General features: G+C 68.1%; 24 protein-coding genes and 1 pseudogene. 17 read left to right on the top strand and 8 right to left on the bottom strand.

Annotated elements, in window-relative coordinates:
• Positions 1–2 precede the first annotated feature (2 nt).
• Entirely contained in the window at positions 3–1,010 is a 1,008-nt protein-coding gene (locus GVV77_RS00695; RefSeq protein ID WP_159615449.1) for a Bug family tripartite tricarboxylate transporter substrate binding protein, read from the bottom strand.
• A gap of 185 nt (positions 1,011–1,195) precedes the next feature.
• Here GVV77_RS00695 and GVV77_RS00690 point away from each other — a divergent pair, with 185 nt between their 5' ends.
• From GVV77_RS00690 to GVV77_RS00680, 3 genes are read left to right on the top strand one after another with little or no spacing between them, the layout of a single operon-like run.
• The gene (locus GVV77_RS00690; protein WP_246199549.1) at positions 1,196–2,767 is read left to right on the top strand and encodes an ATP-binding protein; all 1,572 of its coding nucleotides are present in this window, start codon (positions 1,196–1,198) and stop codon (positions 2,765–2,767) included.
• Positions 2,764–3,486: a response regulator gene (locus GVV77_RS00685; protein WP_159615445.1), complete on the top strand. Its 723-nt coding sequence runs from the start codon at positions 2,764–2,766 to the stop codon at positions 3,484–3,486. The genes GVV77_RS00690 and GVV77_RS00685 overlap by 4 nt, the downstream gene beginning before the upstream one ends.
• A 37-nt stretch (positions 3,487–3,523) precedes the next feature.
• On the top strand, positions 3,524–4,708 hold the full coding sequence (locus tag GVV77_RS00680) for an MFS transporter (protein WP_159615443.1): 1,185 nt from the start codon (positions 3,524–3,526) through the stop codon (positions 4,706–4,708).
• 76 nt (positions 4,709–4,784) lie between these two features.
• Here the strand turns inward: GVV77_RS00680 and GVV77_RS00675 are convergent, their stop codons facing one another.
• From GVV77_RS00675 to GVV77_RS00665, 3 genes are all read right to left on the bottom strand, one after another.
• Entirely contained in the window at positions 4,785–5,999 is a 1,215-nt protein-coding gene (locus GVV77_RS00675; protein ID WP_159615441.1) for an FUSC family protein, read from the bottom strand.
• Positions 6,000–6,314: 315 nt separating this feature from the next.
• Complete coding sequence (locus tag GVV77_RS00670; RefSeq protein ID WP_159615439.1) at positions 6,315–7,013, bottom strand: cache domain-containing protein; 699 nt, start codon at positions 7,011–7,013, stop codon at positions 6,315–6,317.
• Between the two features lie 26 nt (positions 7,014–7,039).
• On the bottom strand, positions 7,040–7,774 hold the full coding sequence (locus GVV77_RS00665; RefSeq protein WP_159615437.1) for a FadR/GntR family transcriptional regulator: 735 nt from the start codon (positions 7,772–7,774) through the stop codon (positions 7,040–7,042).
• A 138-nt stretch (positions 7,775–7,912) separates the two neighbouring features.
• Here GVV77_RS00665 and GVV77_RS00660 point away from each other — a divergent pair, with 138 nt between their 5' ends.
• The 6 genes from GVV77_RS00660 (at position 7,913) to GVV77_RS00635 (ending at position 15,467) form a co-directional block, all read left to right on the top strand.
• Positions 7,913–8,983 carry an ABC transporter ATP-binding protein gene (locus GVV77_RS00660; protein WP_159615435.1) on the top strand — a complete coding sequence of 357 codons (1,071 nt, stop codon included), beginning with the start codon at positions 7,913–7,915 and terminating at the stop codon, positions 8,981–8,983.
• A 161-nt stretch (positions 8,984–9,144) separates the two neighbouring features.
• Positions 9,145–10,341, top strand: a complete 1,197-nt coding sequence (locus GVV77_RS00655; RefSeq protein ID WP_159615433.1) for an ABC transporter substrate-binding protein — start codon at positions 9,145–9,147, stop codon at positions 10,339–10,341.
• 78 nt (positions 10,342–10,419) lie between these two features.
• Positions 10,420–11,331, top strand: coding sequence for an ABC transporter permease (locus tag GVV77_RS00650; protein WP_159615431.1), 912 nt, complete (start codon positions 10,420–10,422; stop codon positions 11,329–11,331).
• Positions 11,332–11,340: 9 nt separating this feature from the next.
• Positions 11,341–12,198, top strand: a complete 858-nt coding sequence (locus tag GVV77_RS00645) for an ABC transporter permease (RefSeq protein WP_159615429.1) — start codon at positions 11,341–11,343, stop codon at positions 12,196–12,198.
• A 54-nt stretch (positions 12,199–12,252) separates the two neighbouring features.
• Entirely contained in the window at positions 12,253–13,854 is a 1,602-nt protein-coding gene (locus tag GVV77_RS00640; protein ID WP_159615427.1) for an amidohydrolase, read from the top strand.
• 2 nt (positions 13,855–13,856) lie between these two features.
• Positions 13,857–15,467: an alpha-amylase family glycosyl hydrolase gene (locus GVV77_RS00635; RefSeq protein ID WP_246199548.1), complete on the top strand. Its 1,611-nt coding sequence runs from the start codon at positions 13,857–13,859 to the stop codon at positions 15,465–15,467.
• Between the two features lie 38 nt (positions 15,468–15,505).
• On the opposite strand, the gene GVV77_RS00630 is transcribed toward GVV77_RS00635, so the two are convergent.
• Positions 15,506–15,760, bottom strand: a complete 255-nt coding sequence (locus GVV77_RS00630; RefSeq protein ID WP_159615425.1) for a hypothetical protein — start codon at positions 15,758–15,760, stop codon at positions 15,506–15,508.
• Positions 15,761–15,984: 224 nt separating this feature from the next.
• Here GVV77_RS00630 and GVV77_RS00625 point away from each other — a divergent pair, with 224 nt between their 5' ends.
• The 3 genes from GVV77_RS00625 to GVV77_RS00615 all read left to right on the top strand — a co-directional run bounded on the left by GVV77_RS00625 (position 15,985) and on the right by GVV77_RS00615 (position 18,042).
• Positions 15,985–16,716, top strand: coding sequence for a DUF72 domain-containing protein (locus GVV77_RS00625; protein ID WP_159615423.1), 732 nt, complete (start codon positions 15,985–15,987; stop codon positions 16,714–16,716).
• An 81-nt stretch (positions 16,717–16,797) separates the two neighbouring features.
• Entirely contained in the window at positions 16,798–17,250 is a 453-nt protein-coding gene (locus tag GVV77_RS00620; protein WP_159615421.1) for a hypothetical protein, read from the top strand.
• Positions 17,251–18,042 (top strand): alpha/beta fold hydrolase, encoded by a 792-nt coding sequence (locus GVV77_RS00615; protein ID WP_159615419.1) that lies wholly within the window; start codon positions 17,251–17,253, stop codon positions 18,040–18,042.
• Between the two features lie 19 nt (positions 18,043–18,061).
• On the opposite strand, the gene GVV77_RS00610 is transcribed toward GVV77_RS00615, so the two are convergent.
• Positions 18,062–18,922 (bottom strand): MurR/RpiR family transcriptional regulator, encoded by an 861-nt coding sequence (locus GVV77_RS00610; protein WP_159615417.1) that lies wholly within the window; start codon positions 18,920–18,922, stop codon positions 18,062–18,064.
• Between the two features lie 69 nt (positions 18,923–18,991).
• Here GVV77_RS00610 and GVV77_RS00605 point away from each other — a divergent pair, with 69 nt between their 5' ends.
• Positions 18,992–20,167 carry a dipeptide epimerase gene (locus GVV77_RS00605; protein ID WP_201291422.1) on the top strand — a complete coding sequence of 392 codons (1,176 nt, stop codon included), beginning with the start codon at positions 18,992–18,994 and terminating at the stop codon, positions 20,165–20,167.
• Here GVV77_RS00605 and GVV77_RS00600 read toward each other — a convergent pair.
• Complete coding sequence (locus GVV77_RS00600; protein ID WP_159615415.1) at positions 20,133–20,549, bottom strand: winged helix-turn-helix transcriptional regulator; 417 nt, start codon at positions 20,547–20,549, stop codon at positions 20,133–20,135. The two genes, GVV77_RS00605 and GVV77_RS00600, sit on opposite strands and share 35 nt — an antisense overlap.
• A 672-nt stretch (positions 20,550–21,221) precedes the next feature.
• Between GVV77_RS00600 and GVV77_RS00595 the strand changes: the two genes are divergently transcribed.
• Both GVV77_RS00595 and GVV77_RS00590 read left to right on the top strand, forming a co-directional pair.
• A complete protein-coding gene (locus GVV77_RS00595) occupies positions 21,222–21,794 on the top strand; it encodes an NADPH-dependent FMN reductase (protein ID WP_159615413.1) in 573 nt (190 codons plus the stop codon).
• A gap of 158 nt (positions 21,795–21,952) precedes the next feature.
• A pseudogene (locus GVV77_RS00590) lies at positions 21,953–22,159 on the top strand (LLM class flavin-dependent oxidoreductase); the annotation flags it as partial.
• A 152-nt stretch (positions 22,160–22,311) separates the two neighbouring features.
• Here the strand turns inward: GVV77_RS00590 and GVV77_RS00585 are convergent.
• Entirely contained in the window at positions 22,312–22,818 is a 507-nt protein-coding gene (locus GVV77_RS00585) for a MarR family winged helix-turn-helix transcriptional regulator (RefSeq protein WP_159615411.1), read from the bottom strand.
• A 79-nt stretch (positions 22,819–22,897) separates the two neighbouring features.
• Between GVV77_RS00585 and GVV77_RS00580 the strand changes: the two genes are divergently transcribed.
• Complete coding sequence (locus GVV77_RS00580; RefSeq protein ID WP_159615409.1) at positions 22,898–23,497, top strand: hypothetical protein; 600 nt, start codon at positions 22,898–22,900, stop codon at positions 23,495–23,497.
• Positions 23,498–23,579: 82 nt separating this feature from the next.
• A complete protein-coding gene (locus tag GVV77_RS00575; protein ID WP_159615407.1) occupies positions 23,580–24,497 on the top strand; it encodes an NADP-dependent oxidoreductase in 918 nt (305 codons plus the stop codon).
• Positions 24,498–24,503 lie beyond the last annotated feature (6 nt).

Below are 24,503 nucleotides of genomic sequence, written 5' to 3'. Positions count from 1 at the left end.
GGCTACAGCAGGCCGATCTCGGTCAGGGTGGTCTTCACCGTGGCGATGTCCTCGGTGAGGAAGGTGTCGAACTCCTCGCCCGTCAGGAACGCGTCGGACCAGTTGTTCTCCTTGAGGGTCGTCTTCCAGGCCTCGGTCTCGTGGAGGTCGGTGACGAGCTCGGTGAGCTTGTCGGCCTGCGCCTCGTCGATTGACCCCGGAGCGACGACTCCGCGCCAGTTGGTGAGCACCACGTCGATGCCCTGGTCGGTGAGGGTCTGGACCTCGGGAAGCTGGGGGGCGGCCTCATCGCCGGAGACGGCGAGGGCGCGCAGCTTGCCGGCCTCGACCTGCTCGGCGTATTCGCCGACGCCGGAGATGCCGGCGTTGACCTTGTTGCCCAGCAGCGCCGCGAGGGATTCCCCGCCCCCGGAGTACGGGATGTAGTTCAGCTTGTCGGGGGCGATACCGGCCTCCTTGAGGACCATGCCGGCCAGGATGTGGTCGGCGCCGCCGGCGGAGCCGCCGGTGATGGAGACGCCCTGGCCCTTGGCCTCGATGTCATCGAGGAGGTCCTGCATGTTCTGGTACGGCGAGTCGGCCGGGACGACAATGACCAGCGGCTCGTCCGTCATGCGGGCGATCGGGGTCGTGTCCTCGATCCGGTTCGCCGCGTTGTTCGTCTCCACTGCCCCGACCATCACGTAGCCCATGACCATCAGGGTGTTCGGGTCGGTCTCGGTGGCGAGCTGGGCCAGCCCGTTGGTTCCACCGGCGCCCCCGACGTTGACCACGGAGGCGGTCTCGACGAGGTCGTTGTCCTGCAGGTCCTTCTGCATGGCGCGGCCGGTCTGGTCCCAGCCGCCGCCCGGGTCGGCCGGGACCACGATGTTGAGCTTTTCGATGGCATCGTCGCCGCCACCGCCGGTGGTGCTCTCGGTCATCGAACCGCAGGCGGAAAGGGCAAGCGCGGAGGCCAGGGCGAGAGCTGTCAGGGTGGTGCGGCGCGAGCCGGAGGGGTTGATTTTCATGGGGGTGTCTCTTCCTTGAGATGTGATGTGGGTCACCACGCTTGTTTCAGCGTAGGAACGCGTCGGGGACGGCGGAAGAATATGGTCGTAACGCTCGTATTGGTCTTTGTGGTCCCGGTGATATCGCGGAATTCCGCGCCGCTGCCGCGTGCCTTCCGTGCCACAATGGGCGCATGGTCCGGACGATGTCGCTGCGATTCCAGCTGTTCCTGCTGCAGTTGTTCATCGTGCTGGCCGTCGTCCTGGTGGCCGGATCCACCGCCGTCGCGAGCCAGATGCAGCAGATCCGCGACCAGTATGAGGACCGCATGGTGGGGGTGGCGCAGTCGGTGGCGCAGCTGCCCTCGATCATCGAGGCCTTCGACGACCCGGACCCGAGTGCCACGATCCAGCCGATCGCCGACCTGATCGCCCAGTCCACCGGGGTGACCTACGTGGTGGTGACCGACGAGCGCGGGGTCCGGTATTCCCACCCCAACCCGGAGCTGATCGGCAAGGTCGTCTCCACCGACCCTTCGATCCCGCTCTCCGGCGAGATCTACGTCGGCACGCAGACCGGCACCCTCGGCGAGTCCTGGCGGGTGAAGGTCCCGATCCACTCCGAGGAGGGCGCCATTATCGGCACGGCGTCGGTGGGCACCCTTGAGTCCGAGCTCCGGGAGGACCTCTTCGAGGACCTCCCCCGCCTGCTGATCTGGCTGGTCGCCGCGGCGCTGGTCGGGTCGGCCGGATCGATCTACATTTCCCGGCTGGTCTGGCGCCGGATCTACAAGCTCGAACCCGAGGAAATCGCCTCCCTGCTCGAGACCCGCGACGCCATGCTTCACGGCATCAGCGAGGGAATGGTCGCCGTTGACGAAACCGGCCGGATCGCCCTGATGAACGACGAGGCCAAGCGGCTGCTCGAGCTCGACGACGCCGCCACCGGCCAACCCGCCTCCGCGGTGCTCGACCCCGCCCTGGCCCGGCTTCTCACCTCCCCCGGCGACGCCGACGAGACAGTCCTCGTGGGCGAGCGGGTCCTGCTGGCTCGGACCACCGACGCCGTCGTCGACTCCAAGCGGGTGGGCAACGTGATGATCCTGCGCGACCGCACCGAGCTCCACCAGCTCCTGACGGACCTCGACGGCGCCCGCGACGTCACCGCCGCGCTGCGCGCGCAGGCCCACGAGTTCGCCAACCGCATGCATACGGTGTCCGGGCTGCTCGAACTGGGCCGCACGGAGCAGGCGGTCGACTTCATCTCCCGCTCCGGCCATGGCGGGGCCCTGATCTCGGGCAGCATTGCCCCGGGCATCACCGATCCCGACGCGGCGAGCCTGCTGATGGCCAAGAGCACCATCTGTGCCGAGAAGGACATCGCCCTCACAGTGACGGAGACCTCGACCCTCGAGCCCGACGGCACCACCGACGCCGTCACTCTCCTCGGGAACCTCATCGACAATGCGATGGAGGCCGTCGGCGCCGACGGCACGATCAGCGTCGACCTTGAGTCCGGGCCGGAGATCATCCGCATCACCGTGGCCGACGACGGCCCCGGCGTTCCCGACGAGGTGCTTGGCCGGATCTTTTCCTCCGGCTTCTCGACGAAGGACGGCGGGAGCGCAGGCACCCGCGGTTTCGGCCTCGCGCTGGTGACGCGTATCGCCGAACGCCGGCACGGGCAGGTCATCGTGGAGGAGTCACTGCTGGGCGGCGCCGAGTTCACCGTCTTCCTCGCCCGCCAGCCCGCCGGCCGACCCCTGCAGTCGTCATGAGCCCGATCCGCACCGTGGTGGTCGACGACGACCATGAGGTCGCCGGGGTCCACACCGGGTTCCTGCTCGCCCACGGCGGTTTCGACGTCGTCGGCGTGGCGCACACCGGCGCCCGCGCGCTCGAGCTCGTGGACCTGTTGAAACCCCAGCTCGTCCTGCTCGATATCCACCTGCCGGACATGTCCGGGATCGAAGTGCTGCGCGCCGCCCGGAACCTGCCGGGGGATCCCGTCGACATCATCGCCATTACCGCTGCCCGCGAACTGGAGACGGTGCGGGCCGCGGTGGCCGGCGGAGTGCTCCACTATCTCGTGAAGCCGTTCAACTCCCAGGTCCTCAACCAGCGGCTCGACGCCTACGTGGATTACCACCGGGCCGTGGCCACCCACGCCTCGGTTGGGGCGGCGGCGCTGGATCAGCACCGCATCGACCAGCTCCTGCGGCCCACGGGCCCCGGTGCCCCGGCCGGGGCGGTCCGCGCGGCGCAGGGCCCGACGCCCAAGGGGCTGTCGGCGCCCACCCTCGACGCCGTCGTCACCGACCTGCGGACCCGGCCGGACGGGGCCTCGGCCTCGGAGGTCGCCGAGCGCCTCGGGATGGCCCGGGTGAGCGCCCGCCGCTACCTCGAATTCCTTGTGACGAAGGGCCAGGTGCGCATCGTTCCGCGCTACGGCACCGCCGGGCGGCCGGAGAAGTTCTACCTGTGGACCGGGCGGTGAAGGCCCGGTCTCCCCTGCCACCGGCGCGGGGCCGGTAGTGCGACAGTGGCCGTGGGTGCTGCTCCTCCATGCCCTGTTCCTGCAGCTGGCCGCCTATATCGTGCGTCCTGCCGCTGCCTACCGCGCCCTTGAGCTCGGCGTCGAGCCGGCGCTGCTCGGACTGATCGCGGCGAGCTTCGCGCTCCTGCCGCTGTTCATCGCCGTCCTGGTGGGCCGGGCCACCGACGCCGGGCACCAGCGCGCGGTGCTGCTCGGCGGCGCCGTGCTCATGGCCGGGGCCGGGGCGGGGCTGGTGTTCGCGTCGTCGTCCCTTGAGCTGCTGCTGGTGTGGAACGTTGTGCTCGGGCTTGGGCACCTCATGAGCGTGGTGGGCCAGCAAAGCCGGATCGCCGAGGGAGAGTCCGGCCGGCTCGATGCGGCCTTCGGCCTCTACACCTTCGCCGGATCGGCCGGGCAGGCCGTGGGCCCGCTGTTGATCACGGTGTTCGGCGGCGGCCGGGTGCTGCCCGACACCCGGGCGCTGTTCCTGGCCTACACCGCCTCCGCCGTCGTCCTGCTGGCGCTCACCTTCCCCCTGGTACGCCGCCCCCGGCGGACGGGCAGGGCACCGGTACGGCCGGAGGTACCCCGGGGCAGCCTGGCCAGCGCGTTCACCCGGACCACCCGCCAGTCCCGCGGGAGGCTTTTCGGGGCGATGGTGGTCAGTGCCATGGTCCTGGGCGCCATCGACCTGATTGCGGTGTACCTTCCGGCGCTGGGGGTGGAGCGCGGGATCCCGGCCGCCGTCGTCGGGATCCTGCTCAGCGTGCGGGCCGGGGCGACGATGGCCTCTCGGCTCTACCTCGGGCCGCTTGTCGCCCGGTTCGGCCGGGCCGAACTGATCGCCCTCTCCACTGCTGTGTCAGCGCTTGCCGTGGGCGCACTCGCCGCGCCGCTGAACCTGGTGGTGCTGGCTGCCGTCCTGGTGGTGGCGGGAGTGGCGCTTGGCATCGGGCAGCCGCTGACCATGACCGTGATTTCCCTCGAGGCGCCTCCCGGCACGCAGGGTACGTGGCTGGCCCTGCGCCTGAGCGCGAACCGGCTGGGCCAATCGGCGATTCCGGCCGGTGTCGGCCTCGTCGCGGCGGGGGCCGGGGTGGCGGGCGTCTTCGGGGTCACCGCCGCGGGCCTCGCGCTGGTGGCCGGTGGTTCCTGGTATTCGCTGCGGAAGGGGCGGGGCTAGGCAGGCCAGGATCCGCCCGCGCTGGCATCCTCCGCTCCGATTCCGCCGCCTGCCGACGACGCCAAGTCCTTGAGACTCAGCCCCCACTCCGGGAGGCCCGGCTCGAACCCCCTCTCCGCAGTGGCCGCCGCCCGACCTTAGGCAGCCAGCCGATGCCGGGGTTCGGGATTTCAATCCGTTGCAGCCATGGCTTGGTGCTGCGCTCACTGCGTTCAAGGTCGAGCTGCGAGACCGCATGGTCGATGGCGGCCAGCACGGAGCCCTGGAGCATCCACAACTCCTTCTGTTCCCGCGGATCAACGTCAAGGAGCATGAGCTCGGTGAGTACGGCTCGGGTCTCGCGGACACTTTCGAGCATATGTTCAAGCGCCTCGTCGGCGCGGTCACCCCTGCCGCTGCCATACTCGGCTTCGACGAGGTCACCGAAGGCGCGCAGCCCGTTCGCCAGATCGTCAAGCACGAACGCAAACGCCCGACGAAGCTCCCTCTCGGTCGGGTCCGGCAATCCGCTCCGCTCCACCGGCGCCGCTTTACCGATGACGACGAGCAAAGCCCGTTCGGCGGCGAGGCACTTCTCCAAGCGGTCCAGGGCGGCGCGCAGCCCTGGGTACACCACCGCCATGGTCAGCGCGCGAGGGTTGAACCGGCGGCTCTCCCTCACCGTTTCCACCTCGGCCGACGCGGTGCGGAGCTCCTTGGCGATGTCGTCCGACCACTCGTACCATTCCTTCACCTCCTCCGGATGCGGCGGTCGATCACCAAGTGCCCGTGCGACCTCGTCCATCAGCGCCGCCTGCGATCGGGTGATACGCCGCACCGCATCGCTGGCACGCGAATTCGGAATCGCGACCGGAACCACGAGGCTGAACGTGATTCCCACCACCGTGCCGATCAGGGTGTTCGCTACGCGCACCTCCGCCGCAACGTCGGGCGCCGAGACGGCAAGGATCAGCATCCCGCTGATGGGCGCCTCGAGCGTCTGGTCTCCAAGCCGCAGCACCATGGCGGCGGTCAGGGAGGCTGCGATCACGAGGCCCAGGCTCCACCAGGACAGGCCGATCATCGCTGTCACGCCGATGGCGATGAGGACGCCGGTGAGCACCGCCCCGACCCGGACCATTCCCATCAGCAGCGTGCCGACGGTCGAGGCCTGGACCACCAGCAGCGCCGTGAGCGGTGCAGTCAGGTCGAGGATGCCGGGAAAGAGGGTGTCGGCGACGACGTAGGCGACCACTGCTGCGACGGTGAGCCGGAGAACCTGCGTGGCGGCCGGCGTGAGACGCTTCGGCACCTCACCCCACGACGCAGGCATGGCAGGCCAGACCGACCACAGCATCCGGCGCACGCTCCAATGCCGACGTGGCTTGCGACTTCCATTCCGTTCGCTCATGCTGATCCCGGGACTGGTTGGAAGGATGCGCCCCCGGCGGAGCAACCGCTGCACCGGAGCGCGTCTTGGCCTGAACGTACCCCCGACACCGGATTGTGACTACCCCGACGGCGGTCTGAAGCCCGGTAAGTTTCGCGCCGCCGCAGCGGGCACTGCCGGCGGGAATGGTTCACTACGCGGGACCCTTCGGGGGTCCAGCGGTTCATTCCCGGGCGCTTAGTGCTCCGTCGCACTCACAATCGAGAACCGCCGGCCCACCGGATAGGATATCCGGTCACCTTCCTGGCCGATCAGGTCCCCAGGCTCCAGGGACCGCGCCGAGGAGACAACGACCCGCCCTTCGGCGCTGACGAGTGAGACTGCAGGGCCAAGCTGGCGCAGGCCGCGAATCAGGTTTTGTTCGAGGGTGCGCACGGCGACGTCGGTGCCGACAATTCCTGCAACCTCCGCGCTGCCCTCCCGGCGGACCGGGTGGGTGAAGGTGACGACGTAGTCGTCCGTGCACAGGAAGTCGATGTAGGGCCCCGTCGCGTGCGGAATGCCGGATTCCACCGGGATCCGGAACCACTCGGCTTTAAGGTAGCGCTCCATCGAGCTGGGACTGAAGTTCGCCAGCGCATCAACGCGCTCCAGCTGGGGCCCCTGCCACCAGGCGATGTAGCTGCGGTCGGGACCGACCAACCCGGAGTTGGCGATGAATCCCGCTCCGGCGAGTTCGGGGCTGTCCTTGGCAAGCAGTCCCTTCACGGCGGGCTGAACGAGGCCGTCGATGGCCGCGCCGGGAACCACACCAGACAGGTCCGAGAGGTCCCTGCCGAGATCCTGCGCCCACCTCTCGAGCGTGGCCTCGATGCCGGCGATCAGGGATTTCACCTGGCGGACGGGTGCCGGTACTTCGATCTGTGCTGCAGCCATGGAAGGCTCCTTGTGGGCGCGGAGTGTCATCGCGAATGCTCGTCCAGCAGCCAGTGGATCAGGGCGTGGACGAGTTCCTTGGTTGTGGTTTCGGCGAGCGCGCTGTCGCGGGTCTCAATGACGTCGGCGACGGCGGCCCGCATGCCGACTGAGGCCTCGCGGAAGGCTTCGTCTGTGTAGGGCAGCAGGGTCAGGGTTCCGAGGTCGGCCTGCAGGCGCACCAGTTCCCGGCCCAGGCGGGCCGAGCGGGCGATGGCGGCGATTTCGAGCAGGAACTCGGAGTCAACGAGGCGCCAGGACAGCAGCGTGTCCTCCGCCGGGCGGAGGTAGGTCCGCAGGATGGCCAGCTCGGTCGCGTCGGCCCGGCGCGCGGCGATCCCGGCGCAGGCCACCGTGATGATCGAGTAGTGCAGTCCGAGGTCGTTGATCTGCAGGCGGGTGAGTGCCCGGAGCTGTTCGTGCGCGCCTTTGGTTGAGGGGAGGAAGTCCTCGGCGACGAAACTGCCTCCGTTCCGCCCGCGGGTTGTGGTGATCAGTCCCCGGGCCCGCAGGCTTGAGAGCGCCTCCCGTGCGGTGACCGGGGAAACCCCGAGGGCCGCCGCAAGCTCCACCTCGCTCGGCAGCCGCTGACCGCTCACCAGCAGCCCGGTTTCCACCGCCTGCTCGATGCGCTCAACCACCTGATCGGCCAGCCCTGCCGAACGCAGCGGCGAGAAAACGGCGGCAAGTCCCCGTGAGGCGGAGGCGGCTTGCTGGGTCACGGATTCACTGTAACGAGAAATTTCTCAGAACGTCTATACATAAAACATATAAGGTCATAGGCTTTAGCGCAGTTCAACGAGTGAGGCAGGTCACAGTGCCTCGACAGCTGCCTTCGCAGCGGAAAGGCACCGGCCCCGATGACCCAGACGGCCCTCAATCCAGGAGAGAAGACAGTGTCCTCCAACGTTCCGGCGATCTCCCTGCGTGGACTCACCAAGGAGTTTGGCGAGACGACGGCGGTCGACGGCATCGACCTCGAGATCCGCCAGGGCGAGTTCTTCTCAATGCTCGGCCCCTCGGGATCGGGGAAGACCACGGTGCTGCGCCTCATCGCCGGCTTCGAGTCCCCCACCAGCGGAACGGTGGAGCTCGAAGGAACCGACGTCACGGCGCGCGCGCCCTTTGATCGGGACGTCAACACGGTCTTCCAGGACTACGCGCTCTTTCCGCACATGAGCCTCATTGACAATGTGGCGTACGGTCTGCGGGTGCGCGGGGTCCCGAAGCGGGAGCGCCGCGACCGTGCCGCGGCGGCACTGGATCGCGTCCAGCTCGGCAGCTTCCTCGGCCGCAGGCCCTCCCAGCTCTCCGGCGGCCAGCGGCAGCGGGTCGCCCTCGCCCGGGCGCTCGTCGTCGAGCCGCGGGTGCTCCTGCTCGACGAGCCCCTGGGAGCCCTCGACCTCAAGCTGCGCCAGCAGATGCAGGTCGAACTCAAGGAGCTGCAGCGCTCGCTCGGCATCACCTTCATCTTCGTCACCCACGACCAGGAGGAGGCGCTCACGATGAGCGACCGGATCGGCGTCTTCAACGCCGGCCGCCTGGTGCAGGTCGGCTCGGCGAAAGAGATTTACGACCGCCCGGACGGCGAATTCGTCGCCAACTTCGTCGGCACCTCGAACATCTTCCCCGCCGCCGTCGGATCGAGCCTCTACGGGAGGCCCGAGGCATTCTCCGTGCGGCCCGAACGCCTCCGGCTCGCCTCCCCCGGCGGCACCGGCCGGGACGGCACCACCGCAAGCCGGGGGACCGTCTCGGCGCTGGTGTACCTCGGGCATGCCACGCAGGTCCGGGTGTCCATCAGCGACGGCACCACCGTGGTGGTCCTCGTCCACCCGGCCGCACTGGCCGAGGAGGACGTGACGCCGGGCCGGGAGGTCGCGGTCGAGTGGCGCACCTCCGACGTCGTCTGGCTCCCGCCCACCGGCTGACCGCGCCCGCACTTCTCCGGCAGCCCGTCCCGCCACCGGCAGCGGGAACCGGCTTCACGCACCGCCATAGGGCACCGGATTGCCGCACCGGCTTCCCGCACCTATTTCCCGAACCGACTTCCTGCACCGACTTCATGCACCACCGACCGAAAGGCAGAACCATGAGCACGTCCACCAAGCGGTACTGGCCGCTTTCCCTTGCAGCGGTCGCGGTCCTCGCGGCGACCTCCTGCGGCACCACCTCCGGCGGCGGGGAACCCGACGCCGAGGCGCCCGCGAAAACCGCTCAAACGGAAATCGGCGAGGGCGAAGGCAAGCTGTCGATCCTGGCGTGGCCCGGATACGTCGAAGACGGCAGCAACGACCCCGAGGTCGACTGGGTCTCCGCCTTCGAGGAGGAGACCGGCTGCATGGTCGACTTCAAGCCCTTCGGCACCTCCGATGAGGCCGTCACCCTCATGCGCACCGGCCAGTACGACGTCGTCTCCGCCTCCGGGGATGCATCGCTCCGCCTGATCGCCGGCGGCGACGTCGAACCGGTGAACACCGACCTGCTGAAGAACTACGACGACGTCTACCCGTTCCTTAAGGACCAGCCGTGGAACACCGTCGACGACAAGAACTACGGGATGCCGCACGGCTGGGGCGCCAACGTGCTGATGTACCGCGCGGACCTCGTCGATCCGGCGCCCACTTCCTGGAAAGCGGTATTCGAAGACGCCGAAAAGTATTCGGGCAAGGTCACGGCCTACGACTCCCCCATCTACATTGCCGACGCCGCCCTCTACCTGATGAAGCACAACCCGGAGCTCGGGATCGAAAACCCGTACGCCCTCGATAAGGACCAACTGGCGGCCGCCGTCGACCTGCTGAAGTCCCAGCGGGAGCATGTCGGTGAGTACTGGTCCGACGTCGTGAAGGAGGTCCAGTCCTTCGCCAGCGGCGGAAGCGTCGTCGGCACCACCTGGCAGGTCGGGGCGAACATCGCCACGGCCGACGGCACCAAGGTCGAAACGATCCTTCCCGAAGAGGGAGCCACCGGCTGGTCCGACACCTGGATGATCGGCTCGGAATCGAAGAACAAGAACTGCGCCTACATGTGGCTCGACTACATCGCCAGCCCCGAGGCCAACGCCCAGGTCGCCGAATACTTCGGTGAGTCCCCCGCCAACCCCGCCGCGTGCGAGCTGACCGAGGACGCGAACCACTGCGAGACGTTCCACTCCGGCGACGAGGAATACGCCAACCAAATCTGGTACTGGACCACGCCGGTGGCCGACTGCATCGATGGACGCACCGACGTCAAATGCACCGACTACTCCGAGTGGACCAAGGCCTGGACAGAAATCAAGGGCTGACCGAGATCAAGGGCTGAACCGGGATTCCAGGCCAGGGCGCAGCCGCATCAGCAGGACGGATGGAAAAGGTAAACAGAGATGACACTTGAGACCGAACCGCGGCCCGCCCCGGCACCGCCCCGGACGGGGAACCGGCGGGTTTCGGCGGCGCTGCACCGCAGCCCCCGCCTGCGCCTGGCAGGCCTGCTCACCGCTCCGGCGGCCTGGCTGATCCTGGTGTACATCGCGGCCCTGGCCGCCCTGCTGATCACGGCCCTCTGGACGGTGGACACCTTCACCGGGAAGGTGTCCACCACCTGGACCTTCGACAACATCCTCACGGTCACCACCGACCCCGTATACCAGGCGATCACCCTGCGGACCCTCCGGATCGCCGTCGTCGTCACCCTGATCGACATGGTGATCGCCCTGCCGATCGCCTTCTTCATCGCCAAGGTGGCCGACAAGCGGTGGGAGAAACTGCTCATCGTGGCGGTGCTGATGCCCCTGTGGGCCAGCTACCTCGTCAAGGCCTACGCGTGGCGCAACGTCCTCGCCGAGGGCGGGCTGCTCGAGTGGCTCGGCGCCCCGCTAAGTTTGAACAGTCCCGGCTACAGCGAAACTGCGGTCGTCCTCACCCTTGCCTACATCTGGCTCCCCTACATGATCCTTCCCCTCCACGCCGGCTTCGAGCGGGTGCCCGACTCGCTGATCGAAGCCTCGGGGGATCTGGGCGCGAAACCCTTGGCGACGCTGCGCCTGGTGGTCCTGCCCATCCTCGTACCCTCGATCATCGCCGGCACCATCTTCACGTTCTCCCTCTCCCTCGGGGACTACATCACCGCGCAGATCGTCGGGGGCACCACCCAGATGCTCGGCACCGTTGTGTACGCCAATGTCGGGGCGGCGAACAACCTGCCGCTGGCGGCCGCCGTGGCGCTCATCCCGATCGCCATCATCATGATCTATCTCTTCGTGGTCCGCCGTACCGGCGCCCTGAACAATTTGTAGGAGCCGGCCGTGAAGCTTTCGCGCAGTGCCAAGACCATCCTCGGGGTCATCACCGGACTGATCCTGCTGTTCATCTACCTGCCGCTGCTGCTGGTGGTGGTGAACTCCTTCAACGCCGACCGCACCTTCGGCTGGCCCCCGCGCAGCTTCACCCTCGAGTGGTGGTCGCGGGCCGTCGCCTCCGAGGGGGTCCGCGACGCCCTGGCGACGTCGGTGCAGGTGGCCGTGATTTCCACGATCATCTCGCTCATCCTGGGCACGCTGCTGGCACTGGCCCTGCAGCGGTACAGCTTCTTCGGGCGGGACGTCATCAACCTGCTGGTCATCCTGCCCATCGCGCTGCCCGGCATTGTCACCGGCATCGCCCTGAACAACCTGTTCACCACGGTGCTGGGAGTTCCGCTGAGCCTGTGGACCGTCATCGTCGCCCACGCCACCTTCTGCATGGTGACGGTGTTCAACAACGCCATCGCCCGGCTGCGCCGCGTCAACGGCAGCCTCGAGGAGGCCTCGGCTGACCTCGGCGCCGGCGTCTTCACCACCTTCGTCCTGGTGACCCTGCCCCAGCTGCGCTCGGCCCTGCTCGCCGGCGGGCTGCTGGCATTCGCGCTCAGCTTCGACGAGATCATCGTGACCACCTTCACCATCGGCGCCGGCCAGCAGACCCTTCCGGTCTGGATCCTCTCAAACCTGTTCCGGCCCAACCAGGCGCCCGTGGTCAACGTCGTCGCCGTCATCCTCATTGTCGTCTCCATCGTTCCCATCTGGCTGGCGCAGCGGCTCTCCAGCGATTCGGTGGCCGGAACCGGCGCGCCGGGCATCGGACGGGGGAAGATAAAGAAAGCCAAGGTTTCATCCGCCCCCTGACCCAGAGGTGATCCCATCCTCGACCTGCTGCTCGTCAACGCGGCCATCTCCCCGATGGCCGGCGCCTCCCCCACCGCCGGCACGCTGGGGATCCTGCACGGACGCATCGTCGGGCTCGACGGGCAGGTCGAGGGTCTTCCGGCCCGCCGCACCCTGGACTGCCGCGGCGCGGTGGTCCTCCCGGGGTTCGGGGATGCGCACAACCACATGGCGTGGTTCGGGCAGACCCTCTCCGAACTGGACCTCAGCGGCTGCACCGCCATCGAGGAGGTGTACGACGCCGTGGCGGCCTTCGCCTCTGGCCTTGAAGCCGGGGAATGGGTCATCGGGTCCGGCTACGACAACACGATCCTCGGTGCCCACCCGCATCGGAGACGGCTCGACGACGCGGCGCCCGGCCACCCGGTCTGGCTCAAGCACCGCTCCGGCCACGCGGCCACGGTGAACACCGAGGTACTGGCCCGGGCCGGGGTGATGGACGGATCGGCTGGGACCCCGGTCGGCGGGGAGGTGGTCCGCGACGCCGAGGGACCAACCGGGGTGCTGCAGGAGCAGGCCCAGAAACTGGTGACCCAGCTCGTGATCCCCCTCCCGGTGGAGGCCCTGGCGGACGCCATCACCGCCGCCAGTGAACGCTACGCCGCCGAGGGGCTGACCCACGTCACGGAGGCCGGCATCGGTGCGGGCTGGATCGGGCGCAGTCCGGTGGAGCTCGCCGCCTACACGCTCGTCCGCGAACGCGGCGGGCTGAGGACCCGGGTGCAGCTGATGGCCAGCAGCGACGCCTTGCACCCGCTCACCTCCCACCGGCAGGACCGCATCACCTTCGGGCTCGACCTCGGAGTGCGCTCCGGATTCGGCGACGACATGGTGCGGCTCGGACCGATGAAGATCTTCATCGACGGCTCCCTCCTCGGGCGCACCGCCGCCGTCACCGAACCCTTCTGCGGGCAGGAGGACACCACCGGAAGCCTTCAGCTGTCCCTCGAGGAGCTCACCGGCCGCATCGTCGACGCCCACTGCTCGGGCTGGACCGTCGCCGCCCACGCCATCGGCGACCGCGCCGTCGACGTCGCCCTCGACGCATTCGAGGCCGCCTCCGCGGCCCGAGCCCGCCCGGGAGTGCGCCACCGGATCGAACATGCGGGCATCGTGCGGCAGGACCAGCTGGCGCGGTTCGCTGCGCTCGGCGTCACCCCGGTTCCGCAGCTGCGCTTCCTTCACGAGATGGGACAGGTCATGCTCGAGACGGTCGGCGGGGAGCGGGAGGCCCTGGTGTACCGGCACCGTTCCTTCCTCGAGGCCGGGGTCCGGGTGCCGGGCAGCTCCGACCGTCCGGTCGCAGCGGGTGCCCCGCTGCTGGGCATGCAGTCGATGGTCCAGCGCAGCACTGCAGCGGGCCGGGTGATGAGCCCCGCCGAACGGGTCGACGCCGCCACGGCCCTGCGCGCCTACACCGTGGATGCGGCGTGGATCGCCGGCGACGAGGACATCCGGGGAACCCTCGAGCCGGGGAAACTGGCCGACCTGGTCCTGCTGTCGGACCATCCGGCGGCCGTGCCCGCCGACGGGATCGGGCAGATCGAGGTGCTCGCCACCTTCGTCGGCGGCCGCTGCGTCCACGGGGAGGACTTCGTCGCCTCCCTGGAGGCGTAGCCGTGCCGGAACTGAAGGCGGCAGGGGCCGGTGAGCCCTGGTGGAAGACCGCCGTCATCTATGAGGTGTACCCGCGCTCCTTCGCGGACGGCAACGGCGACGGCGTGGGCGACCTGCCGGGTCTCCTGGCGAGACTGCCCTATCTCGCCTCGCTCGGGGTGGACGGCTTCTGGCTGGCTCCGTTCCAGACCTCCCCCCAGGTGGACCAGGGCTATGACGTGAGTGATTACCGCGGGGTTGATCCGCTGTTCGGCACTCTGGCCGACTTCGACGCGGTGCTCGACCGGGCCCACAGCCTGGGCCTGCGCGTCCTGGTCGACGTCGTCCCCAACCACTGTTCGGTGGAGCACCCCCTCTTCCGGCAGGCCCTCGCGGCGGGCCCGGGCTCCAAAGAGCGCGAGTTGTTCCACTTCGCGGAGGGGCACGTCGACGGCACTCCCCCGAACAACTGGCAGAGCGTCTTCGGCGGACGGGCGTGGACCCGTGCCGACCCGGAGTCCACCACGGACACGCAGTGGTACCTGCACCTGTTCTCGCCGGCCCAGCCTGACTGGAACTGGCGCAACCCGGCTGTGGGCGACTACTTCGAAGAAGTGCTGCGGTTCTGGCTGGACAAGGGCGTGGACGGGCTGCGCATTGACGTGGCGCACGCTCTGTTCAAGGCCGAGGGGCTTCCCGACTCTCCCACCGGCGCCCCCGTAGCGGACGGGCTGCGCTCGAACCGGCAGGTCTCCGACCAGGAGGAGGTGCACGCCGTCTACCGGAGGTGGCGCCGGCTCGCCGACTCCTACTCCCCGCCGCGCGTGCTGGTCGGCGAGGTCAACCTCGATCCCGACCGCGCCGCCCGGTACACGCGGCCCGACGAACTGCACCAGGCATTCGCCTTTGCCTTCGTCCGGCTCGGCTGGGACCCGGCCGCCTGGGCCGCCGTCGGAACCGAACTGGAAGCGGCGCGGAAGGCCCACGGCGCGGCGCCGACCTGGGCCTTGGAGAACCACGACGTGGTCCGCGCCGCCACCCGGTTCGGCGGCGGCGGGCGCGGCGCCGCACGGGGGCGGGCGGCCCTGCTGACCCTCCTGGGGCTCCCCGGTGGAGCGTACCTCTACCAGGGCCAGGAACTCGGGCTCCCCGAGGCCGAGGTGCCGCCGGCGGCACGGCGCGACCCCATGGTGGCCCGCGGCGGGATCTCCCGCGACGGCGCACGGGTTCCGCTGCCCTGGACGACGGACGCGGCATCCGCCCACGGCTTCTCGATGACCGGTCCCACGGCCGAACCATGGCTGCCGGTACCACCCGGATGGGGGCAATGGGCCATCGAGGCCCAACGGAACGACCCGGCGTCCATACCGCAGCTGGTGGTCCGCGCCCTCGAGCTCCGCAGTCGGCTGCTGGCCGAGGGAGCCCTCGACGCCGGCGACGGGGCCTCCTGGCACCTCGGCGAGGGCGGCCTGTTGCTCTGCGAGCGCGGGCACGGCTTCGTGCTGGCCGTTGCCATGGGCGAAGCCCCCGTGCGGCTTCCCGCCGGGACGGTGCTGATCACCGCCGTTCCACAGGCTGCCGAGGGCTGGCTTGAACCCGACAATGCGGCCTGGGTGCTCCGCACCCGCGGTTGAGCCGGGCTGCCACCTGACCTCCAACCGCCGGGGCTGCGCTAGTCCTCGGTCGGCAGGGTTCCCGTCGGAATGGTCGACTCGTCCGGTGTGGGCCCGTCGGTCTCCCCGTCGGAGGTCGGGAGGGTCCCGGTGGGGATGGTCGATTCCATCGGCGACGCAGAGTCCGTGGGAACGGGTGCGATGTTGCCCGTGGGCGGCACCACGGGCTCCTCTGCGGGATTGTCGCAGCCCACAAGCGCCAGGGCACTCAGGACGACGACGACCGGAAGGCTCTTCAACGTCTTGGAATTCATGTGCGTCTCTTCCCCTTGGTCCATCCCCTTGCCCTTCAACGGTAGTTACGGGTGAATCGCCGGGAACAGCAGCAATTCGGCCCTGATCCTGCTTGGAGAAGCGCCAGGAGCGGCGTAAAATGCTTCGCCGTTTCTTCCACCGCCTGTGGATCCGCATCCACCGTCCGGCGTTGCCCGTCCACTAGGATCGGACGGAAGTGTCCTCCAACGGGCGGAGCCTGGTTTTGAGCGTTTCCATCGGCACCTCCGGGTGGAGCTACGACCACTGGAACGATGTGCTCTACCCCGCAGGCACGCCGAGCGCCCGGAGGCTGCAGTACTACTACGAGCGGTTCAGCACCGTCGAGCTGAACGCCAGTTTCTACCGGTGGCCCCGCGAGTCGACCTTCGGCGGCTGGCGGGAGCGCCTTCCGCCCGGATTCCTGTTCTCGGTCAAGGCCCCGCGGGGGCTCACCCACGCCAAGAAGCTGTACGCGCCGGAGGTGTGGGTCGAGCGCATCATCCGGTGCTGGCACGAGCTGGGCGACAAGCGGGCCGTCCTCCTGGTCCAGCTGCCGCCCGCGATGCAGCGCGATGATGCCCGGCTCGACTACTTCCTGGCTCTGCTGCCGAACTGGATCCGGGTTGCCGTTGAGTTCCGGCACCCGAGCTGGGAGACGGAGGAGGTCTATGCGCTGCTCGAACGGCACGGTGCGGCCTACTGCGTGATGAGCGGCGCCAACCTGCCGTGCGTCCTGCGTGCCACCGCGCCGTTCGTGTACCTGCGGATGCATGGCCCGGATACCCATCATCTGTACGGCGGGTCCTATTCCGATGCGGATCTGCATTGGTGGGCGGACCGGATCCGTGAGTGGCAGGGTGCCGGGAAGGACGTGTTCGTGTACTTCAACAACGACGGCGGCGGCAACGCGGTGCGCAATGCCGACACGCTGCGGTGGATCCTGGGCGGGGGCTGAGGGCCCCGGCCTTCGGCGCGAACCCGGCCCGGGGCAGAAAGTGCTCCATGCCCCGCGCGGGTTCCGTTTAGGGTAAGCACCATGACCAACTCTGCTGAGAACGGACCCGACGCGAACCACCAGCGCCCGGAAGGAGTCGACGACGCCACCGTCGAGGCCCTGGGCAAGCTCTCCGAGGCCCTCGAGGTGGTGGAACATGCCCGGGGCTACCTCTACGGCTTTCACCGCCTTACGGGCAAAGCGGACCTGGCCCTGGGTGAGGCGGTCGAACTGCTCCGCACGGCCGGCCACGCAGACCTCGCCGAGACGCTCAACAAGGACCTCGTGGGCCGAAATGTGATCGAGGGCCGCTGGACGTTCCAGATCGTCGAGGACTATGACGATCACTACTACGCCGAGTTCAAGGCGCTCGAGAAGCTGGCCAGGGACAAGCTCGCCGACGGGAAACGCCATCTCTTCGAGGCCGAAATGAAGGAAGACCGCAGGACGCAGGGTCGGAAACACCACGAGGCCCTGCCGCCGGAAGCCTCCTAGGTGGTCTCCCCGGCCCTCAACACCGAGCGGTCAGGCTCCGGCAGGCCACTGGTCCTGGTGCACGGCCTGGGCTCGAGCCTCCGCAACTGGGATCCCGTGGTTCCCGCCCTCGCCCTCGAGCGCGAGGTCGTGGCGGTCGACCTGCCCGGCTTCGGTCTCAGCGCTCCCCTCTCCGGCGAGGTGACCATTGCGACCCTCACGGATGCACTGCAGGACTACCTTGTGGAGCAGGGCCTCGCCGATGCCGATGTCGTCGGCAGTTCCATGGGTGCCCGGATGGTGGTCGAACTGGCACGACGGGGATACCCCGGCACCGCCGTCGCGCTCAGCCCGGGCGGATTTTGGAACCACCGGCAACGCGCGATCTTCACGGCGAGCATCACGGCCTCCATCGGACTCGTGCGACGCATCCAGCCGGCGCTCCCCTTCCTGACACGGCATGCTGCCGGACGCACGGCACTGTTGGCCCAGTTTTCGGCCCGGCCGTGGCGGCTCGACCCGCAGCTCGTCCTCACGGAGCTGCGCGGGTTTGCCACCTCCCCCAGCCTCGACGACGCCCGCAGGGCGCTCTCCTACGGGCCCAATCAGTCCGGCGCCCCCGGAGGGACGCTCAAGGGTAGGCTCGCCTTCGGTTGGGGACGCCAGGACCGGGTGACCCTGCCCAGTGAAGCCGCCCTGGCCATGACCCTCTACCCTGGGGCCACCCTCGAATGGTTCGAGAACTGCGGGCACTTTCCACACTGGGACCAGCCGGAGCGGACCGTGGACTTCCTCCTCCGCCTCCTCCGGTGAGTCAGCGGCCGGGGTCCGGTCAGCGCTGCTTCCGGTTCGTGATCGCCGCCCGCGTCGTCTCCAGCGCATCCACCGTTGCGTCGTAGCTGCTCTGCGCCACGCCCACGAAGATGCAGTCAACCACGGCGAGCTGGGCAATCCGCGACGCCATGGCACCGGAGCGGAAAGCGGTCTCACGGACCATCGTGAGCAGGCACAGGTCTGCGGCCTCGGCGAGTGGTGACCCTGCCCCGTTGGTGATGCCGATGGTCGTTGCCCCCGCCTCCCGGGCCCGCTCAACGAACTCGAGGGTCTCGGCGGTCCTGCCGCTGTGGGAGAAGGCGACGGCGACGTCGCCGGCGCTCATCAAAGATGCCCCCATGAGGGCGTCGTGGGGATCGTCGAAGGAATGGACCATCCGGCGGATCCGGAACAGCTTGTGCTGGAGGTCGTCGGCGACGACGGCTCCGGCGCCGACTCCGTAGACGAGGATCTGGCGCGCCGTGCTGATGCTCTCGACGGCGCTGCGCAGCTGGTCGATGTTCAGGTGGGACAGGGTCTCTTCAATGCCCAGGGTTTCCGCGAAGGCGATCTTGGCGACAGTGTCCGCAAGGGAGTCGTCGGGGCTGATGTCCGCACCGAATCGTTTGGTGTCACCGAACTGAGCGGTCTCGCGGCCGATTTCGGTGGCCATCGAAAGCCGCAGCTGGGCGTAACCCGCGTAGCCGACGGCCCGGCAGAAGCGCACCACTGACGGTTCGGAGGTGCTGCAGATATGCGCCAGCTCCGAAATGGTGTGGCGCAGCACCGTCTCCGGATCGGCGAGGATTTCCTCAGCCACCCGCCGCGCGGAAGGGGGAAGCGTGGGCAGCTGCGCCTGAATTGCCGATTGGATGCTCATCTGCCGCTTTCGGAAGCCGGTCGAAGGGAAAAAAGTCAGTCAGTTACAACCATGTAAAAGGTATCGTAAGTGACCTACATACGGGAGGCCGCTGCATTGGGTGGAAAGATGAAGGACAACGGGTCAGCCCGCCCCTCGGGCAGGGACGGCCGCAAGCTCCTCCTCTCCGCTCACGCCGTCACCGTCCCCCTCGTTCGGCCGTTCATCACCGCAGTCCGCCGCACGACGGTCCTCGAATCGGTGCTGGTTGAGGTGCGGGACGCCGACGGGCGCTCGGGCTGGGGGGAAGCCCCGATCAGTGCGGTGACGGGCGCGACGACGGCCGGCGTCATCGCCTCGGTGCACGGCCCGCTGCAGACCCATCTGGAGTCCGACGACGGATCGGATGATCTCTCCGCCGCGCTTTCCAGGATTGCCGGATCGGCGGAACGAAGTGCTGCCCGCATGGCCGTGGACTGCGCGCTGCACGACCTCGCGGCTCGCCGCGCAGGGCTGCCGCTGTACCGCTACCTGGGTGGCCGGCACAACCGCATCCTCACCGACATGACGCTCTCCGTGGACGGACCCGCGGCCCTCGCCCGGGCCGCCGCCGCCCATCGGGCCGCTGGGTTCGACTGCGTGAAGGTCAAGCTGGATGCGCACGGTGACCCGGTGGCGAAGCTCCGGGCTGTGCGGGACGCCGTGGGCGTCGACGCCCGGGTGCGCATCGACGCCAATCAAGCCTTTACCGCCGACGAGGCGATCCGGTTCATTACGGCCCTTGAGGATGACGGGGTCGACCTTGAACTCGTGGAGCAGCCGGTTCCGGCCGGCGATTGGGACGGACTCGCCCGCGTCACCTCCAACGTGCGGACCCCCATTCTCGCCGACGAATCCGTCTGGACCGTTAAGGACCTCCACCGGCTGATCGACGCGGGCGCGGCGGCAATGGTCAACATCAAGCTCGCCAAGACAGGCGGGCTCACCCCGGCAATGGAACTTGCCGCCACGGCGAAGGCTGCCGGCATCGGAGTGCTCGTGGGCTGCATGATGGAAAGCGGCGTCGGCATCGGCGCGGCCGCCGCCTTCGCATCGGCCCTGGCCTCCGAGTCCAGGGCGGAGGTTCCGCAGGACCTCGACGGCGGCCTGTGGCTTCGGGAGTCACCCGTGGAGGGCGGCTCCCGCTATTCGGGCAGCACCATCGTCCTGGACGATGCGCCGGGCACGGGAATCACGCGGTTGCGGAAGCCACAGCCGCAGCGCTGACCGCAGCCGACGCCGACCGGTTCGCCTCGATTTCCGCCCGATGCTCCTGGGCCCAACCCACGAGCGGCATCGCCTGACGCAGGAAGCCCGCACCCAGTGGGGTCAGCGCGTATTCAACCCTCGGGGGCATCTCCGGGTACGAGGTGCGGGTCACCATTCCGTCCTTCTCGAGGGTCCGAAGTGTCGCCGTCAGCACCCGGTGGGAAATGGGCGGAAGGGCCGCCTGCAGTGCGGTGAACCTCACCGGCCCGCCGGCGAGCTGGTCGAGTGCCGCCATCGACCATTTGTCGCCCAATCGACTGACGATTTCCCGCACAAAGGCGATCGTCTCTGCTTCCTTGTCGCAGATGACCTGTTCCTGCTCGACCGCAGCTAATTTCATGATTGTCGATTCTCCGGATCCTGTTGACCATCATTCGCCCAATGCTGGGTTTCGGGGCCGGCGGCCAGAGCGGGCCTCCTGCCACAGCAGCATGTGGGCGCCCGTCCCGCAGCCCGGGCTGGGACTCCGCCCGCGGGATCGCGCCCTCCAATTATGCCCGACCATCCTGTGTGAAAGCCGGGTCCGCCCTTCGCAGTCCCAACACCACCGGAGTTCCGCCTTAGAGAATCAACAGCACGGTGCCATCGGCGCAAATTCGAATTGCGAATTGCGCACCGGGGTTTTTCCCAAACCCCGGCTGGGACAATTACTGACTTTCCGGCGTTTCGAAGCCGGAGACGGCAAAAGCGTTTCAGCACGCAAATACGCTGCATATGCGGCTGGGAATTCCTTTCAGCGGCCAGCCGATCGGGCGCGCGCCAGCAGGCGCCGCCGAAAGGTCGAGAAGGCCCGGAATCTGGGGTCGCAACGCGGTTCTCACGCGGCTCTCGTGCCGACACCTACAGGTGCAACATTCGAATCCTTCTTATTTTAAGGTGCGTAACGCACTTTAAGGTGCGTATCACAACGCACTTTAAAGTGCGTGTCGAAAGCGGAAATATTGCCGATTCCGGGCGGGTTGTAGATCTTGCTGAACAAGCACACGAACAACTGGTCCTGGAAGGGAACACTATGACTAAGATCGCAATCATCCTTGGAAGCACGCGCCCCGGGCGCAACGGCGAAGCTGTCGCCAACTGGGTCTTCGAGAAGGCTGCAGCCCGCGACGCTGCCACCTACGAGATCGTCGACCTCCGGGACTACCCGCTGCCTCACTTCGACGAGCCGATGCCCCCACTGATGGGCCAGTACTCGCAGGACCACACCAAGGAATGGGCAGCGAAGATCGCCGAATTCGACGGCTTCGTCTTCGTCACCCCCGAGTACAACCACTCGACCTCGGGTGTCCTGAAGAACGCCATCGACTTCCTGTCCGCCGAGTGGAACAACAAGGCCGCCGGATTCGTCAGCTACGGCTCCGTTGGAGGCGTGCGCGCGGTTGAGCACCTCCGCCTCGTCGCCGCTGAACTGCAGATGGCCACGGTCCGCGACCAGGCAGCCCTGTCGCTGTTCACCGATTTCGAGAACTTCTCGGTCCTGAAGCCGGGCGACCACCAGGTTGCTGCCCTGGAGAACATGTTCAACCAGCTCGAGGCTTGGTCGAAGGCACTCGAGCCGCTGCGCGCCGAGGTCGCCGTCGCCTAAGTGCTTCAGCAGTTTCGACCGATGATCTGCGGAGCCTGACTTAACCTGTGATGGCTTTGGGCCGGGCACCGAAGTTGTAGTGCCCGGCCCACTACGCCAGCCAGCACAGGTACGGCCTGCCCACCGCCCGGCGGTGGGCAGGCCACGGCACCGGCTGCGCCTTGCTGCACCGTCTCTGGCGCGAGGACGAGGTGACCTGGGGTGGGAGGTACAGGACTCCGCTGCGCCACTTCACCGCCACTCCCCGACCGCTGAACGGCACCCCGCCGTTCGTCTGGCACGGTTCCATCCGCAGCCCCGAAATCGCCGAGCAGTCCGCCCGGTACGGTGACGGCTTCTTCGTGAACAACCTGTTCATGCCCAGAGCGAGCAGCTCCTGCACGAGCACCTCGACGTGCTGGGCGAACACGTCCTGCCCGTCCTGCGGGACTCCAAGGCCGAGCCGGCAGCATAGCCGGCAGCAACCGGAGCAGGTTCACACTCCTTTGCCCCGGTGGTGCCCGTCTTCACTTGGCATTCAGCGCCCGGTTTGAGGCCGGCCGGTCTCCAGAAACCTCTGCACCCTCTCCCCTGCCCCGGCCAGATACCGGGAAATTACCTCCTGCTCGTCGTCCGTGAATTCCTCGGCTAGGTCGTCCAGCTGCTCGACCACCGGGACGATGTGAGCCAGGATGGCGGCGACGCTCTCCGGCGTGGCCTGCAGGTTTACGCGGCGCCGATCCCTGACATCCCGGACGCGCTCCAGATGGCCCACCCGTTCCAGCCGGTCAACGAGCTCCGTTGTTGACCCCGGCGCGAGGCCCAGCCGCGCGCTGAGCTGCGCCGGCCCCATTCCCCCGTCGGCCTCGAGGATATGCTCCATCGCACTGAAGTCTGGTGCCCGCAGCCCCATGCGGCGTGCGGTCTCGGACTCGAAGTCGCTGAAGCGTCGATGCAGTTCCCTCAGCGCGGAGGACAGCTGGTGGGCCTCCAGTCCCTCTGAGGTGGCACTTCCGTAGGCATCCGGGCCAGGGGACTTCTTCATCTCCTTAGACTACTTGACGTATAGTACGGAAATCGAAATACTTGTTTTCCGAAGTTAAAGTGCCCAACGCGAGGGATCGATGATGAAACCCTTTCTTGTCTGGCTACGGCAGTGCGGACTCGCGCTTCACCCGCTTGCCCTCGTTCTTCTGGTGATCTTTCTCAACGTCTTCTGGACCCTGACGCTCAGGGCGTTCGGCGGCTCCTTTCAGCGGGTGGCGGGAGCTCCGCTCCTTGACCTCGAGAACGTCCGGGGAGTCCTGGCACCCCGGGAGGCATTGGAACTGCTGCAGGGGTATGGGACGGAGGCACAGGCTCTCTACTGGACCTTCTTCGCCCTGGACAGTGTTGTTCCGCTGCTGTCCTTCGGCTCGTACGCGCTGCTTTGGGCTTTCCTCCTTGCGCGCAGCCCCTGGCCCCGGAGCCAACGGCTCGCCCGCAGTCCGCTGCTCCTGGTTCCGTTTGGCGTCGGCGTCTTCGATATCGGAGAGAACCTCTTCTTTGTCTCGGCCCTGGCATCGAGCAGCTCTTCCGAAGCACTGGGACTGGTCACGGCGGGCCTTGTGCTGGTCTATGCCAAGGCGGCCTGCCTCCTGATGACCTTCCTTGGCACCTTGATCCTGACCGCCGCCTACGGCGCCGGCCGCATCGTACAAATCCGGAGGACGGCTCATGCGTAAACCGATAACGGAAGTCGGCAGAACGACCCGGGCCTGGGGATTCCGCCGGTACGGAGGGCCCGACGTCCTCCAGGAGATTCCGGTGCCGATACCGTCCGCGGGCCCGGGCCAGGTGCTCATCGAGGTGGCAGCGACAAGCGTTAACCCCGCGGACACCTATTTCCGGGCAGGACGGTTCCGGCTGCTGATCCGGCTGAAGCTGCCGTTCGTGCCCGGCCTAGACGTGGCCGGCGTCGTCGCCGCTACGGGCTCCGGTTCCGGGCGCTTCAGCGTCGGTGACCCCGTCTTCGCAGCCCTTACCGGCAAGACCGCCGGCGGCTATGCACGTTACGTCGCCGTTGACGAGTCCGCCGTGGCCCGGGCGCCGTCGTCCCTTTCGCTGCAGGAGGCAGCCGCCGTCCCGCTCGTCGCACTGACGGCCCTGCAGGGACTCCGCGACGTCGGGGGTATGGGTGCGGGTGACCGGGTGCTCGTCTTCGGCGCCGCCGGCGGGGTGGGAACCGCGGCGGTGCAGGTCGCGGCCCGGCTGGGCGCCGAGGTCACCGCGGCGACCACGCCCGATCAGCTGGGCTTCGTGCGCGGACTCGGGGCGCACGAAGTCGTCAACCGGGACCGTTGGCGGGAAAGCCTCGGCGGCGGACGGTTCGATCTGGTGTTCGATGCCTCCGGGAAGCTGTCGGCCCGCGCATTGCGCCCGCTCGTCCGGCGGGAGGGCACCGCGGTGACGGTGAACCCGGGCACAGGCAATCCGCTCATCGCGGCTCTGTCGAGGCTGCTCCCGGGAGCCGCCGTCCGGGGATTCCTCGTCCGGCCCTCCGGCGGGGACCTGGTCTTGCTGCGTGGCTGGATCGAGGACGGTTCCTTCCGCCCGGTCATTCAGGAGACGCTTCCCATCCAGGAGGTGGCGAGGGCCCACCGCGTGAGCGAGGGTGGAGGTGTCAGGGGAAAGCTTGTCCTTACGATTCCCTCCACGCCGCCAGCGACTCCACGTGGCGCATGACCATCC

Origin of the sequence: Arthrobacter zhaoguopingii, from assembly GCF_009828605.1 — a bacterium.
In the GTDB taxonomy this organism is placed as follows: Bacteria; Actinomycetota; Actinomycetes; order Actinomycetales; family Micrococcaceae; genus Arthrobacter_D; species Arthrobacter_D zhaoguopingii.
Note: the sequence above shows the minus strand (reverse complement) of the source record. Positions and strands in the feature narration are given on the sequence as shown.

What these genes read in the sequence shown, in the direction of transcription:
- GVV77_RS00695 (WP_159615449.1), bottom strand. Translation starts at nt 1,010, where the DNA reads ATGAAAATCAACCCCTCCGGCTCGCGCCGCACCACCCTGACAGCTCTC.
- GVV77_RS00690 (WP_246199549.1), top strand. Translation starts at nt 1,196, where the DNA reads ATGTCGCTGCGATTCCAGCTGTTCCTGCTGCAGTTGTTCATCGTGCTG.
- GVV77_RS00685 (WP_159615445.1), top strand. Translation starts at nt 2,764, where the DNA reads ATGAGCCCGATCCGCACCGTGGTGGTCGACGACGACCATGAGGTCGCC.
- GVV77_RS00670 (WP_159615439.1), bottom strand. Translation starts at nt 7,013, where the DNA reads ATGGCTGCAGCACAGATCGAAGTACCGGCACCCGTCCGCCAGGTGAAA.
- GVV77_RS00660 (WP_159615435.1), top strand. Translation starts at nt 7,913, where the DNA reads ATGACCCAGACGGCCCTCAATCCAGGAGAGAAGACAGTGTCCTCCAAC.
- GVV77_RS00655 (WP_159615433.1), top strand. Translation starts at nt 9,145, where the DNA reads ATGAGCACGTCCACCAAGCGGTACTGGCCGCTTTCCCTTGCAGCGGTC.
- GVV77_RS00650 (WP_159615431.1), top strand. Translation starts at nt 10,420, where the DNA reads ATGACACTTGAGACCGAACCGCGGCCCGCCCCGGCACCGCCCCGGACG.
- GVV77_RS00640 (WP_159615427.1), top strand. Translation starts at nt 12,253, where the DNA reads ATGGCCGGCGCCTCCCCCACCGCCGGCACGCTGGGGATCCTGCACGGA.
- GVV77_RS00630 (WP_159615425.1), bottom strand. Translation starts at nt 15,760, where the DNA reads ATGAATTCCAAGACGTTGAAGAGCCTTCCGGTCGTCGTCGTCCTGAGT.
- GVV77_RS00620 (WP_159615421.1), top strand. Translation starts at nt 16,798, where the DNA reads ATGACCAACTCTGCTGAGAACGGACCCGACGCGAACCACCAGCGCCCG.
- GVV77_RS00610 (WP_159615417.1), bottom strand. Translation starts at nt 18,922, where the DNA reads ATGAGCATCCAATCGGCAATTCAGGCGCAGCTGCCCACGCTTCCCCCT.
- GVV77_RS00600 (WP_159615415.1), bottom strand. Translation starts at nt 20,549, where the DNA reads ATGAAATTAGCTGCGGTCGAGCAGGAACAGGTCATCTGCGACAAGGAA.
- GVV77_RS00595 (WP_159615413.1), top strand. Translation starts at nt 21,222, where the DNA reads ATGACTAAGATCGCAATCATCCTTGGAAGCACGCGCCCCGGGCGCAAC.
- GVV77_RS00585 (WP_159615411.1), bottom strand. Translation starts at nt 22,818, where the DNA reads ATGAAGAAGTCCCCTGGCCCGGATGCCTACGGAAGTGCCACCTCAGAG.
- GVV77_RS00580 (WP_159615409.1), top strand. Translation starts at nt 22,898, where the DNA reads ATGATGAAACCCTTTCTTGTCTGGCTACGGCAGTGCGGACTCGCGCTT.